Annotated in this window: 13 protein-coding genes; 8 read left to right on the forward strand and 5 right to left on the reverse strand. The window is 64.0% G+C overall.

What is annotated here, in order from left to right; all coding sequences use genetic code 11:
• Positions 1-7: 7 nt before the first annotated feature.
• Positions 8-487 (forward strand): LabA-like NYN domain-containing protein, encoded by a 480-nt coding sequence (locus IF103_RS03105; protein WP_023378574.1) that lies wholly within the window; start codon positions 8-10, stop codon positions 485-487.
• A 2-nt stretch (positions 488-489) separates the two neighbouring features.
• Here the strand turns inward: IF103_RS03105 and IF103_RS03110 are convergent, their stop codons facing one another.
• Entirely contained in the window at positions 490-948 is a 459-nt protein-coding gene (locus IF103_RS03110; protein ID WP_027908001.1) for an Lrp/AsnC family transcriptional regulator, read from the reverse strand.
• 151 nt (positions 949-1,099) lie between these two features.
• Between IF103_RS03110 and yedA the strand changes: the two genes are divergently transcribed.
• On the forward strand, positions 1,100-2,020 hold the full coding sequence (gene yedA / locus IF103_RS03115) for a drug/metabolite exporter YedA (RefSeq protein ID WP_023378576.1): 921 nt from the start codon (positions 1,100-1,102) through the stop codon (positions 2,018-2,020).
• A 56-nt stretch (positions 2,021-2,076) separates the two neighbouring features.
• Complete coding sequence (gene rhlE1 / locus IF103_RS03120; protein WP_023378577.1) at positions 2,077-3,408, forward strand: RNA helicase RhlE1; 1,332 nt, start codon at positions 2,077-2,079, stop codon at positions 3,406-3,408.
• 45 nt (positions 3,409-3,453) lie between these two features.
• Here rhlE1 and IF103_RS03125 read toward each other — a convergent pair whose 3' ends face one another.
• The 3 genes from IF103_RS03125 to pmrG form a co-directional block, all read right to left on the reverse strand.
• Entirely contained in the window at positions 3,454-4,704 is a 1,251-nt protein-coding gene (locus tag IF103_RS03125) for a TIGR03862 family flavoprotein (RefSeq protein WP_104882987.1), read from the reverse strand.
• A 148-nt stretch (positions 4,705-4,852) separates the two neighbouring features.
• Positions 4,853-5,767 carry a histone deacetylase family protein gene (locus tag IF103_RS03130; protein ID WP_202675854.1) on the reverse strand — a complete coding sequence of 305 codons (915 nt, stop codon included), beginning with the start codon at positions 5,765-5,767 and terminating at the stop codon, positions 4,853-4,855.
• Between the two features lie 75 nt (positions 5,768-5,842).
• Entirely contained in the window at positions 5,843-6,532 is a 690-nt protein-coding gene (pmrG, locus tag IF103_RS03135) for a lipopolysaccharide core heptose(II)-phosphate phosphatase PmrG (protein ID WP_023378581.1), read from the reverse strand.
• 163 nt (positions 6,533-6,695) lie between these two features.
• On the opposite strand from pmrG, the gene IF103_RS03140 reads away from it, so the two are divergent.
• The 4 genes from IF103_RS03140 to IF103_RS03155 all read left to right on the forward strand — a co-directional run bounded on the left by IF103_RS03140 (position 6,696) and on the right by IF103_RS03155 (position 9,956).
• Complete coding sequence (locus tag IF103_RS03140) at positions 6,696-7,265, forward strand: GNAT family N-acetyltransferase (protein ID WP_023378582.1); 570 nt, start codon at positions 6,696-6,698, stop codon at positions 7,263-7,265.
• A 95-nt stretch (positions 7,266-7,360) separates the two neighbouring features.
• Positions 7,361-8,230, forward strand: a complete 870-nt coding sequence (gene tesB, locus IF103_RS03145; RefSeq protein ID WP_023378583.1) for an acyl-CoA thioesterase II — start codon at positions 7,361-7,363, stop codon at positions 8,228-8,230.
• Positions 8,227-8,817, forward strand: a complete 591-nt coding sequence (locus IF103_RS03150; protein ID WP_202675855.1) for an HAD family hydrolase — start codon at positions 8,227-8,229, stop codon at positions 8,815-8,817. The genes tesB and IF103_RS03150 overlap by 4 nt, the downstream gene beginning before the upstream one ends.
• A 128-nt stretch (positions 8,818-8,945) precedes the next feature.
• Complete coding sequence (locus tag IF103_RS03155; protein ID WP_023378585.1) at positions 8,946-9,956, forward strand: zinc-dependent alcohol dehydrogenase family protein; 1,011 nt, start codon at positions 8,946-8,948, stop codon at positions 9,954-9,956.
• A 9-nt stretch (positions 9,957-9,965) separates the two neighbouring features.
• On the opposite strand, the gene IF103_RS03160 is transcribed toward IF103_RS03155, so the two are convergent.
• Complete coding sequence (locus IF103_RS03160) at positions 9,966-10,658, reverse strand: FadR/GntR family transcriptional regulator (protein ID WP_023378586.1); 693 nt, start codon at positions 10,656-10,658, stop codon at positions 9,966-9,968.
• 290 nt (positions 10,659-10,948) lie between these two features.
• Here IF103_RS03160 and IF103_RS03165 point away from each other — a divergent pair, with 290 nt between their 5' ends.
• Entirely contained in the window at positions 10,949-12,298 is a 1,350-nt protein-coding gene (locus tag IF103_RS03165) for an MFS transporter (RefSeq protein ID WP_202675856.1), read from the forward strand.
• The last annotated feature ends 22 nt before the right edge of the window (positions 12,299-12,320 follow it).

Genomic DNA, 12,320 nt, shown 5'->3' on the forward strand with positions numbered 1-12,320 from the left:
GTGAGTCGTGAAGAAGATCGCGCTGTTCGCCGATGTGCAGAACCTCTACTACACCGTGCGCCAGGCCTACGGTTGCCACTTCAATTACACCGCGCTATGGGCCGATGTGTGTCGCGAGGGCGAGATCGTCGAAGCTGTGGCGTACGCCATCGACCGTGGCGACACCAAACAACAGCAATTTCAGCAGATCCTGCGCAACCTCGGTTTCGATGTACGTCTCAAACCCTTCATCCAGCGCAGCGATGGCTCGGCCAAGGGCGACTGGGACGTGGGTATCACCCTGGATGTGATCGATGCCGCCAGCCGTGTCGACCAAGTGGTGCTGGCCTCAGGCGATGGCGATTTCGACCTGTTGCTCGAGCGCGTGATCCAGCGCCATGGCACCGAGGCGGTGGTCTATGGCGTGCCAGGGCTGACCGCGTTGTCGCTGATTCGCGCCGCCAGCCGCTACGTACCTATCGAGGGGCGCCTGTTGCTGCGCCATTGAACTCAGCTTTTCTTGCCATTGCTCTGCAGGTGATCCAGCGGCACCCGCCGTTCCACCGCGCTGGACAGAATGATCGAGGTCTTGCTGAAACCCAGCTGCGAAACGCGGTTGATCAACGCTTCCAGTTCAAGCATCGAACCCACGGCAGCCTGCATGATCACGCAAGGGTCGCCGGTCACCCGGTGGCACTCGGTCAGCTCGGGTATGCGGGCCAGCTCGTCGTAGCTCTGTTGATTGCCATGGCTGGCCAGCCGCAATTCGATCACGCACTGTATCGGCAGGCCGATCTTGGCCAGGTTGACCTTGGCCGTGTAGCCAGAGATGACCCCTGTGGCTTCAAGCTTGGCCACCCTTTCCGCGACCGCCGGCGCCGAAAGATTTACCTGGCGAGCCAGTTGTGCGTAGGTGGCCCGTCCGTTTTCGAGCAGGGCGGCGAGCAGCATGCGGTCGTATTTGTCCATCTGAGGTTCCTGCTTTGCATTCAACGGCAAAATGGCCGAACAAACGTTCATTGCAAAGTGTAAGGGCGTGTTAAACGTGTTTTGTAACTTAAGTTTGCACGGAAGCCTTTCTAAACTAAGTCACCCGTAAACGGATTTCGAGTCTTTTTCCATGCCTGCCTCCCGTCGCCTTCCCTGGTTGCTCATTGGTGCCTTCCTGGCCTTGTATCTGGTCTGGGGTTCCACCTACCTGTTCATCCGCATCGGTGTCGAAACCTGGCCGCCGATGCTCATGGCCGGGGTGCGATTTTTGATTGCCGGTAGCCTGTTGTATGGCTTCCTGCGCTGGCGTGGGGTGCCGGCACCGAGCTGGACGCAGTGGCGTGCGGCAGGCGCCATCGGCTTTCTGTTGCTCAGTTGCGGCAATGGCGGTGTGACCCTTGCCGAGCATGCCGGGGTTGCATCGGGTGTGGCGGCCTTGGCGGTTGCCACCGTGCCCCTCTTCACCTTGCTGTTCGGGCTGCTGTTCGGTCACCGCAACTCGCGGTTGGAGTGGGCGGGGATCGTCCTTGGCCTGGTCGGTATCGGGCTGCTGAACCTGGGGTCGAACCTGCAAGCCAGCCCCATGGGCGCGGCACTCATCCTGTTCGCGGCGGCGGCCTGGGCGTTCGGCTCGGTGTGGAGCAAAAACCTGCCCTTGCCCCAGGGCGCGATGGCCAGTGCCGCCGAGATGCTGGTCGGCGGCGCGGTGTTGCTGCTGGGCAGTGCCCTGAGCGGCGAGCGCTTGACGCAGATGCCCACCGCAGCCGGTTGGGGCGCGCTTGCCTACCTGGTGTTCTTCGGCTCGATCCTGGCCTTCAGTGCCTACATGTACCTGCTCAAGCACGTACGTCCGGCGGCAGCGACCAGCTATGCCTATGTCAATCCGGCAGTTGCGGTGTTGCTCGGCATCGTCTTTGCCGGTGAGACCATTGGCGCCGAAGAATGCCTGGCCATGGCGGTGATCATTGGCGCGGTAGTGCTGATCGGCCTGCCACAGTGGCGCAGGCCGCCGCAGCCCGTGCAGCCGTTGAAAGGCGAAATCTGCAAGTAGGGAGGGGTGTTGCGGTAAACTTGCCGCCTTCGCTGAACCCCCCTGACGGTATTGCCATGAATTTCGCCAAACTCGGCCTGATCGAACCCTTGCTGCGCACGTTGCAGCACCTGGACTACAACACTCCGACCCCTGTCCAGGCCAAGGCCATTCCCGCCGTGCTGGCCGGCCGCGACCTGATGGCCGCGGCCCAGACCGGTACCGGCAAGACCGCGGGTTTTGCCCTGCCGGTGTTGCAGCGCCTGGCCCTCGAAGGGGAAAAAGTCGCCAGCAACTCGATCCGAGCGCTGGTGCTGGTGCCGACCCGTGAACTGGCCGAGCAGGTGCATGCCAATATCCGTGAGTATGCCGAAAACCTGCCGCTGAGCACCTATGCGGTGTATGGCGGTGTCAGCATCAACCCGCAGATGATGCGCCTGCGCCGGGGTGTCGACCTGTTGGTGGCAACCCCAGGGCGACTGCTGGACCTGTTCCGTCAGAATGCGGTGAAGTTCGGCCAAGTGCAGACCCTGGTGCTCGACGAAGCCGACCGAATGCTCGACCTGGGGTTCGCCGAGGAGCTGCAGGCGGTGTATGCCGCCTTGCCGCGCAAGCGCCAGACCCTGCTGTTTTCCGCCACCTTCTCCGACCAGATCCGCATGTTGGCGGGCCTGGCCCTGAACGATCCGCTGAGCATCGAGGTCAGCCCGCGCAACACCACGGCTTCGACGGTCAAGCAGTGGCTGGTGCCGGTGGACAAGAAGCGCAAGGCCGACCTGTTCTGCCATCTGCTGCGCAAGCAACGCTGGAAGCAAGTGCTGGTGTTCGCCAAGACCCGTAACGGTGTCGACCAATTGGTGGAGCGTCTGATGGGCGAGGGCGTGAACGCCGATGGCATTCATGGTGACCGGCCACAAGCCACGCGCCAGCGTGCGCTGGACAGTTTCAAGGCCCGCGAGATTCAGGTGCTGGTGGCCACCGATGTGGCGGCGCGCGGCCTGGACATCGACGACCTGCCACTGGTGGTCAACCTGGACCTGCCGATCGTGGCCGAAGACTATGTGCACCGCATCGGCCGCACCGGCCGGGCGGGCAACAAGGGCGAGGCCATTTCGCTGGTGTGTGCCGACGAAGTGCAACTGCTGGCCAGCATTGAAACCTTGATCCGCCAGACCCTACCGCGTCATGAAGAGCCGGACTTCATCCCCGATCACCGGGTGCCGATGACCGATGCCAGCGGCCAGGTGATCAAGAAGCCGAAGAAGCCCAAGAAGCCGAAAGAGAACAGCGCCAAGCGTGGGTTGGGACGGTGGATGGACAGTGCCGAGTCTGGCGCCTCGGAAGCCCCGGTCAAGGCAGTACGCAAGGTGCCGAGTTTCAACAGTGGGCCGCGTAAGCGTAAGCCTTGAGGTGGTCGGGGCCGCATTGCGGCCCAATCGCCGGTGAGCCGGCGCCTACCGTGCGGGTTTGGGATGGGCCAACCACTGTGCGGCAGCGCGCCCCGCTCGCAGCCCGCTGGCAAAGCACGCCGTCAACAGGTAGCCCCCGGTCGGGGCCTCCCAGTCCAGCATCTCTCCGGCACAAAACACGCCGGGTAGTTGCTTGATCATCAACCCCTCATCCAGCCCCTCGAAGCGCACGCCGCCGGCGCTGCTGATCGCTTCATCCAGCGGCCGTGGACGCAGCAACTCGATGGGCAATGCCTTGATCGCCTGTGCCAACGCTTGTGGGTCGGCAAAGGTGGCCTGGTCGGTCAGTTCGCGCAGCAAGGCGGCTTTCACGCCGTCGAGCCCCAATTGGCTGTGCAAGTGCTTGGCCATGGAACGCGAGCCTCGTGGCTTGGCCAGGGCGAAAGCGATTTTATCCACAGGCCGGTCGGGCAGCAGGTCGAGTCGCAACGTTGCTCGGCCATCACGGTTGATCGCCTCGCGAACCGGCGCCGACCAGGCATACACCAGGCTGCCCTCGACACCCTGGGCGGTAAGAATGAATTCGCCCTTGCGCGGCGCACTGCCAGGCACGCTGAGGGCGATGTTCTTCAGTGGTGCGCCGGCGAACTTGTCCTTGAGCAATGCACTCCAGCCTGCGACTTCAAAGCCACAGTTGCTCGGTTGCAGCGGCGAGATATCCACACCCCGGGCGGCCAGCAGCGGCTGCCAGCTGCCATCCGAGCCCAGGCGTGCCCAGCTACCACCACCCAACGCCAAGACTACCGCACTGGCGCGTACACTCAGTTCGCCCTGTGGATAAGCAATCCGCAGGCTGCCGTCATCGTTCCAGCCCAGCCAGCGATGGCGGGTGTGGATAACCACGCCGCTGTCGCGCAGGCGCTTGAGCCAGGCGCGCAGCAGTGGCGCGGCTTTCATGTCGCGGGGGAAGACACGGCCCGACGTGCCGACGAAGGTCTCGATGCCCAGGCCGTGGATCCACTGGCGCAAAGCATCGGCATCGAAGTCGTGCAGCAGGGCGTCGATCTCACCCTGGCGTTCGGCGTAGCGCGAAACGAAGGCCGGGTAAGCCTCGGAATGGGTGATGTTCATGCCACCCACGCCCGCCAGCAGGAACTTGCGACCCACCGAAGGCATGGCGTCGAAGACCTCCACGGCGAGGCCGGCCTGGGCCAGGGCTTCGGCGGCCATCAAGCCAGCGGGGCCGGCGCCAATGACGGCGACCAGGGGAGGGGAGGCAGGGTGTAGATCGGGCATGGTGGGGGCAGGCTGTGGAAAAGAGCGCGCATTCTACCGCAGGCAGGCCTGTGGCGGCACTGAACAAAAAATGATCAGCACCTTGTACGCCAGGTGTTCAGGGGGCTGCAGCCGCTTTCCCGCAGGTTATCCACAAGCGGTTCCACAGTCATTGTGAACAACCGATGACTTTCGCAGCGCTGTGGTGAAGGATCCCGTGGCGCTTGGCCAGGGCCAGACGGTCCTTGCTGTAGCCGCCACCGATGACGCCCACCACCGGGATATCGCGGCCCAGGCAATGGCGCAGGACCTGTTCGTCACGCGCAGCCAGGCCCTCATCGGTCAGTTGCAGGTAACCCAAGGCATCGTCCTTGTGCACATCCACCCCAGCGTCGTACAGCACGAGGTCGGGCTGGTACAGGGGTAACAGGTAGTTGAGGGCATCGTCCACCACCTTCAGGTACGCAGCGTCGCCCATGCCTCGGGGCAACGGGATGTCCCAGTCGCTTTGCGCCTTGCGGGCCGGGAAGTTCTGTTCACAGTGCAGCGACACGGTGATGGCATCGGGGGTGTCATGGAGAATGCGCGCGGTGCCGTCGCCCTGATGCACGTCGCAGTCGAAGATCAGGACCCGGTGCACGCGCCCAGCCTCCAGCAGGTAACGGCTGATCACCGCCAGGTCGTTGAAAATGCAGAAGCCGGCGGGGTGGTCGTAGTGGGCATGGTGGGTGCCGCCGGCCAGGTGACAGGCCACCCCATGGCACAGCGCCATTTCGGCGGTGAGCAGCGACCCGCCGACGGCGCGCACGGTCCGCCGAGCCAGGGCCTCGCTCCATGGCAAGCCAAGACGGCGCTGGTCTTCGCGAGACAGTTCGCCACTCATGTAGCGCTCAATGTAGCCCCTGTCATGGGCCAGGGCGAGGACGTCGTTCGGGCAGATTTCCGGACGCAGCAGCGCCTGGTCGGTGGTCAGTCCGCTGTCGATCAGGTGATCGTGCAACAGGCGGAACTTGTCCATCGGGAAGCGGTGCTCGGGGGGAAATTCCGGGCTGTAGTCTTCGTGGTAGATCAACGGCAACGGCATGGCAGGTTCGCATTCAGGGCCAGCGGCCATCTTGCCAGCAGTTGCCGTGTCGTTGCCAATGCCAGCGTTGCAAGGCTACCGCTCGGTCGTGGCCAGTACCCGCTGCCAGTCCGGCGCGTTCATGCGCCCCAGGATCCTTGCCTTGCCGGTGCTGTCCACCGAAACGAACAGGGCGCTGGCGTATCCGCTGTCACGCTCGCCGCCAGCCACCTTCTGCGCGCGCTGGAAATGGTCGATGCAACCATTGTGGGTGACCAGCACCAGGTTGTGGCCTGGGCGCTTGCGAGCCAGCGCATCGTCGACGAACGAGCGGTCGCAGCGCTCCAGCCAATCTTCGCTGGGCACGGCTTGGCCAAGAATGAAATGAGCCGTCTGGCGTGTGCGCAGCTTGGGGCTGCTGAGCATGTCAGCGTTGGCCAGCCCCAGGTGTTGCAAGCCCTGGCCGACGCGGGTGGCGGCCTCACTGCCGGCCACGGTGATGCCGGTGGGGTCGTCCAGGCACGGGCCGGGGGCGCTGTCGCAGCGTTCGGCATGGCGGACCATGACGATCACCGCACCCTCGGCCCAGTCCTGCAGCAGGCCGCTGTCACTTAACTGTTGTTCGTTGCCAAGGTCCACGATATGCGTCCTCGTTGCCAGCCAGGTGCTCAACGCCGCCAGTATCAGGCACAGGCCGAAGGCGGCACCGAGAAGCGTGCGCAGGCGTCCACTTCGCTTGCGTTGGGTGTGGGCGATAGGGGCTTCCAGTGTGTTGCTCGACTGCATGCGTCACTCCGATGGCATGACCGCGCCAGGCGCGGCGTTGGATGCCGGCATTCTGGAAAGCGTGCTGTCGGGAGGCGGTGAAGGGGTTGTGAAAATTGCATTCAAGGCGCCCTGGCCGCGCCTACGCTTTAAACTGCAAGACCGTGAAACCGGAGCCTCATCGATGACCCCTATCCTGCATCTGGAAAGCGCACGTCTGGTGCTGCGTCAATGGCACGACGACGACTTGCGCGAGTTCGCCGCCCTGTGCGCGGACCCGCAGGTGATGCGTTATTTCCCTGCCCCCATGACGCGCCTGGAAGCGGCAGCCTTGATCGGACGGATCCGTGGTCACTTCAACGAATACGGCTTTGGCCTGTGGGCGCTCGAGCGCAAGGACAGTGGTGCCTTCATCGGCATGACTGGCCTACTCAACGTCAATTTCGACGCCCCCTTCGCCCCGGCCGTCGAGATAAGCTGGCGCCTGGCGCGGCGGCACTGGGGGTTGGGTTTCGCCAGCGAGGCGGCCTGGACGTGCCTGCGTTGTGCTTTCGCCCAATTGCGCCTGGATGAAGTGGTGTCGTTCACTACCGAGGGCAACCTGCCGTCGCAGAAAGTCATGCAGGCCATTGGCATGGTGCAGGACGTTTCTGGCAGTTTCGAACACCCCCGCCTACCCGCAGGTCACCCTTTGCGCCCCCATGTGCTGTATCGCATCGACCGGGCGCACTGGGAGCAGACCCTGCGCGGCTGAATGGTTGGCCATGCGCGGTGCCGATGACAAACCCTGTATCATTTACCCCGATGAGCGCGCCGAAGAGCTGTGATGCCTTGCTAGGAGAACCCCCGATGAGCCATGTGTTGGACGACCTGGTCGACCTGTTGAGCCTCGAGTCGATCGAGGAAAACCTGTTCCGCGGACGCAGCCAGGACCTGGGCTTCCGCCAGCTGTACGGTGGTCAGGTACTGGGCCAGTCGTTGTCGGCGGCCAGCCAGACGGTCGAGGATGCGCGCCATGTGCATTCGCTGCATGGCTACTTCCTGCGGCCGGGCGATGCCAGCCTGCCGGTGGTCTATTCGGTCGACCGCGTGCGCGACGGCGGCAGCTTCAGCACGCGCCGGGTGACGGCGATCCAGAAGGGCCAAACCATCTTTACCTGCAGTGCCTCGTTCCAGTACGACGAGGAGGGCTTCGAGCACCAGGCACAGATGCCTGATGTGGTGGGCCCCGAGAATCTGCCCAGTGAAGTCGAGCTGGCGCGCACCATGGCCGATCACCTGCCCGAGCGCATTCGCGAGAAGGTGCTGTGTGCCAAACCGATCGAAATCCGCCCGGTCACCGAGCGCGACCCGTTCAATCCCAAGGCTGGCGACCCGGTCAAGTACGCCTGGTTCCGCGCTGACGGCAGCCTTCCGGACACCCCGGCGCTGCACAAGTACCTGCTGGCCTATGCCTCGGACTTCGGCCTGCTGACCACCTCGCTGCAGCCCCATGGCAAGTCGGTGTGGCAGAAGGATATGCAGATCGCCAGCCTCGACCACGCGCTGTGGTTCCACCGTAACCTGCGCGCCGATGAATGGCTGCTGTACGCCACCGACAGCCCGTGGGCTGGTAACTCCCGTGGTTTCTGCCGTGGCAGCATCTACAACCGCGCCGGTCAGTTGGTGGCGTCTTCCACCCAGGAAGGTCTGATTCGTCACCGCAAGGACTGGGCATGAGCCTCGCCGAGATTCGCAACTGGGTGTTCGACATGGACGGCACGCTCACCGTGGCGGTGCACGATTTCGCGGCCATCCGCGAGGCGTTGGAGATTCCTGCCGAGCATGACATCCTCACCCATCTGGCGGCGTTGCCAGCAGCGGAGGCGGCTGTCAAGCATGCCTGGCTGCTGGAGCACGAGCGTGACCTGGCCATTGCCTCCACGGCCGCGAGCGGCGCGGTGGAGCTGGTGCGTGAGCTGGCCGCGCGTGGCTGCCGGCTGGGTATTCTGACCCGTAATGCCCGGGAGCTGGCGCATGTGACCCTGGAAGCGATCGGTTTGGCGGACTGCTTTGCGGTCGAGCACATCCTCGGGCGTGACGAGGCCGCGCCCAAGCCCAGCCCAGATGGCTTGTTGAAGATCGCTGATGCGTGGGGCGTGGCCCCGGGCGAGCTGGTGATGGTCGGGGACTATCGTTTCGACCTCGATTGCGGGCGCGCAGCGGGCGCGCGAACGGTGTTGGTGAACCTGCCGGACAACCCCTGGCCTGAGCTTGCCGACTGGCATGCCGCCGACTGCCACGCGTTGCGCAGCCTGTTGGGCTGAAGGGCCTGTCGCCAACGGACAATCCGCCTGGGGCTGCGCGGCGTCCGCCGGCGATGGGGCCATTACAGACACCGCCGCCATTGCTGGCTAAGCTCCTGTTCTGCTTCCCCATCCAAGGAGTTCCAGCCATGAGCAGCAAGGCCATCTACGTCCAACCCGGCGGCGGCTACGACAAGGTCCAGGTCGGCACCTGCGAGGCCCCGGCACCAAAGGCCGGCGAGATCACCGTGCGCCTGCACGCCAGCTCCCTCAACTACCATGACTTCGCCGTGGTCAGCGGCATGTGGGGGCCGAGCGAGCGGCGTATTCCCATGGCCGATGGCGCGGGCGACGTGGTTGCGGTCGGCGCGGGTGTCGATGAATTCAAGGTCGGCGATGCCGTGGTCAGCACCTTCTTCCCAGGCTGGCTCGACGGCCAGGCCCAGGTCGAAGGCTTCGCCAGCGTCCCCGGTGATGGCATCGACGGTTACGCCCGCGAACACGTGACCGCCCGTGCCACCGCCTTCACCCTGGCCCCCAAAGGCTACAGCCATGCCGAAGCCGCCACGCTGACCACCGCCGGCCTCACCGCCTGGCGTGCGCTGATGAGCGATGACCACCTCAAGCCCGGTGACACGGTGCTGGTGCAAGGCACCGGTGGGGTATCGATCTTCGCCCTGCAATTCGCCAAGTTGGCCGGCGCGACGGTCATCGCCACCTCATCCAGCGACGCCAAGCTCGAACGCCTCAAGTCGCTGGGCGCCGACCACCTGATCAACTACCGCACCACCCCCGCCTGGGGCGAGCAGGTGCGCCAGCTCACCGACAACCGGGGTGTCGATCACGTCATCGAAGTGGGCGGCCCTGCGACCCTGGAGCAGTCGATGATCGCCGCACGGATCGGCGGGCATATCTCGCTGATCGGCATCCTCACCGGGGTGGCAGGGCAGTTGCCGCTGGTGCAGGCGCTGGTACGGCAGATCCGCCTGCAGGGCGTGCTGGTGGGCAGCCGGGCGCAGCAACAGGCGATGGTCCGGGCGATCGATGCCAATGGCCTGCGGCCTGTGGTAGACAAGCACTTCGAACTGGAGCAGATCGTCGATGCGTTCCGCTACCAGGAGAGCAATCGCCATTTCGGCAAGATCTGCCTGACCTGGTAACCCGTTCGGTCAGTCCGGCAACAAACGGTCCCGGCTGTTGGACAGGTGCAAGCAGATCGCCGCCCGCGCCGCATCCGGGTCCTTGCGCCGAATGGCATTGAGGATGGCCTCGTGTTCGAGGTTGGCCAGGTAGGCATGGCGAGCCAGGTTGGCGCCCGAACGCTCGTTCAGGGCCATGCGGTTGCGCGGGATCATGCCATTGCCCAACTGCATCATCATCTCGGTGAAGTACAGGTTGCCAGTGGCTTCGGCAATCAGCAGGTGGAAACGCCGGTCGGGCTCGATGCAGCTGTCGCCGGCCGCTGCCAAGTCCTGGTAGTCGTCCAGCGCCTGGCGCATGCGCTTCAGGTGCTCGTCGCTGCGGCGCAGGGCGGCGAGGGCGGCGGCCTGGCCTTCCAGGCCGATTCTCAACTCCAACAGGTCGCGCACACTGGCGGCGTTCTCTGCCGCCACCCGCAAGCCCGCCTGGGCCTGGCGCTCGATCACGAAGGTGCCGATCCCGTGGCGTGGCTCCACCAGTCCCGACGCCTGTAGCTTCGACAAAGCCTCGCGTACCACCGTGCGGCTGACGCCATGCTCGCGCACGAGCGTGTTTTCTGAGGGCAGCTTGTCACCGGGCTGGAAGGTGCCCAGCAGAATGTGTTGGGTCAGGCTCGAAACCAGGTCGTGGGCGCGGCTGTGGCCACGGGAGTGGGTGTCCATGGGTTTTCCTGGTAGCCGTTAACTTGTATGACAAGATAATGCATCGAAATATTTTTTGCAGATTTTTTGTATCGAAGACGGAGTGGTCTTGCCGCTGTTTTAACGAATATCGCGCAATTTAGGCTTTTTGCAGCTTGTATTTTGCCATTTAGACGGTTTTTCACGTCTTGTCGTACAACTGCCCGGCGAATATGCTCGTTCCCACTGGCCTGTCAGACAACCCCGGCGGACTGCCTCCCGCCAACGACAGCCTCTCGACCCGCACAAAAACAATTAGTGGGAGATTTCACGTGAACGACACCCTCGATCCGTCCGCCCGAAGCGGTGGCGACGCGTTGGCCAGTGCCGTGGCCAAGGTCAAGCGCCATGTCCTGCCGCTGTTCGTCATCATGTTCATCGTCAACTACCTCGACCGCGTCAACATCGGTTTCGTGCGCCCGCACCTGGAAAGCGACCTTGGCATCAGCGCGGCGGCCTACGGTTTCGGCGCAGGGCTTTTCTTCATTGGCTACGCCCTGTTCGAAGTGCCGTCGAACATGCTGTTGCAGCGTGTCGGTGCACGCCTGTGGCTGACCCGCATCATGTTCACCTGGGGGCTGGTCGCTACGGCCATGGCGTTCGTGCAGAACGAAACCCAGTTCTATGTACTGCGCTTCCTGCTGGGGGTGGCCGAGGCCGGTTTCTTCCCAGGGGTCATCTATTACTTCACCCGTTGGTTGCCAGCTGCCGAGCGCGGCAAGGCCATTGCCATCTTTCTCAGCGGTTCGGCAGTGGCATCGCTGATTTCCGGGCCCCTGGCCGGCGCCTTGATGCAGATTCAGGGCATGGGCCTGCACGGCTGGCAGTGGATGCTGTTCATCGAAGGCATGGTCTCGGTGGTGCTGTGCTTCTTCGTGTTCTTCTGGCTCGACTCCAAACCACAGGACGCCAAGTGGCTGAGCAAGGCCGAGCAGGATGCCCTGGTCGAAACCATCGACCGCGAGCAGCGTGAGCGCGAGGCGGGCGGGGTGGTGAAGGTGTCGGCCTGGCGACTGCTCAAGGACCGTCAGATCGTGCTGTTCTGCGTGATCTACTTCTGCATCCAGCTGACCATCTACGCAGCGACCTTCTGGCTGCCGAGCATCATCAAGCGCATGGGCGAGCTGTCCGACATTCAGGTGGGCTTCTTCAACTCCATCCCCTGGCTGATCTCGATCCTGGCGATGTATGCCTTCGCGGCAGGCTCGGCGCGCTGGAAGTTCCAGCAGGCCTGGGTGGCCGCCGCGCTGGTGGTCGCGGCCATCGGCATGTTCATGTCCACCACAGGCGGGCCGGTCTTCGCATTCGTCGCCGTGTGTTTCGCCGCCATCGGTTTCAAATCGGCCTCGTCGTTGTTCTGGCCAATCCCCCAGGGGTACCTGGATGCGCGGATCGCTGCGGCGGTGATCGCCCTGATCAACTCCGTCGGCAACCTCGGTGGCTTTGTCGCTCCCACCACCTTCGGCCTGCTCGAGCAGCAGACCGGCTCGATCCAGGGTGGCCTGTATGGCCTGGCGGTGACCTCGGTGCTGGCAGCGATCCTGGTGTTCTTCGTCCGCACCCGCCCCAACACCTCCTCGAACAGCCTCAAGCCGCAGTCGGCGTTGAGCCAGACCCACTGAACCTGCAGGAAACCCTACATGA

This window comes from Pseudomonas sp. SK2 (assembly GCF_016772395.1).
Classification (GTDB): Bacteria; Pseudomonadota; Gammaproteobacteria; order Pseudomonadales; family Pseudomonadaceae; genus Aquipseudomonas; species Aquipseudomonas taiwanensis.

Excerpts from the sequence above, each read along its gene's own strand:
- IF103_RS03110 (WP_027908001.1), bottom strand. The coding sequence starts at position 948 with ATGGACAAATACGACCGCATGCTGCTCGCCGCCCTGCTCGAAAACGGA.
- yedA (WP_023378576.1), top strand. The coding sequence starts at position 1,100 with ATGCCTGCCTCCCGTCGCCTTCCCTGGTTGCTCATTGGTGCCTTCCTG.
- rhlE1 (WP_023378577.1), top strand. The coding sequence starts at position 2,077 with ATGAATTTCGCCAAACTCGGCCTGATCGAACCCTTGCTGCGCACGTTG.
- IF103_RS03125 (WP_104882987.1), bottom strand. The coding sequence starts at position 4,704 with ATGCCCGATCTACACCCTGCCTCCCCTCCCCTGGTCGCCGTCATTGGC.
- IF103_RS03130 (WP_202675854.1), bottom strand. The coding sequence starts at position 5,767 with ATGCCGTTGCCGTTGATCTACCACGAAGACTACAGCCCGGAATTTCCC.
- pmrG (WP_023378581.1), bottom strand. The coding sequence starts at position 6,532 with ATGCAGTCGAGCAACACACTGGAAGCCCCTATCGCCCACACCCAACGC.
- IF103_RS03140 (WP_023378582.1), top strand. The coding sequence starts at position 6,696 with ATGACCCCTATCCTGCATCTGGAAAGCGCACGTCTGGTGCTGCGTCAA.
- tesB (WP_023378583.1), top strand. The coding sequence starts at position 7,361 with ATGAGCCATGTGTTGGACGACCTGGTCGACCTGTTGAGCCTCGAGTCG.
- IF103_RS03150 (WP_202675855.1), top strand. The coding sequence starts at position 8,227 with ATGAGCCTCGCCGAGATTCGCAACTGGGTGTTCGACATGGACGGCACG.
- IF103_RS03155 (WP_023378585.1), top strand. The coding sequence starts at position 8,946 with ATGAGCAGCAAGGCCATCTACGTCCAACCCGGCGGCGGCTACGACAAG.
- IF103_RS03160 (WP_023378586.1), bottom strand. The coding sequence starts at position 10,658 with ATGGACACCCACTCCCGTGGCCACAGCCGCGCCCACGACCTGGTTTCG.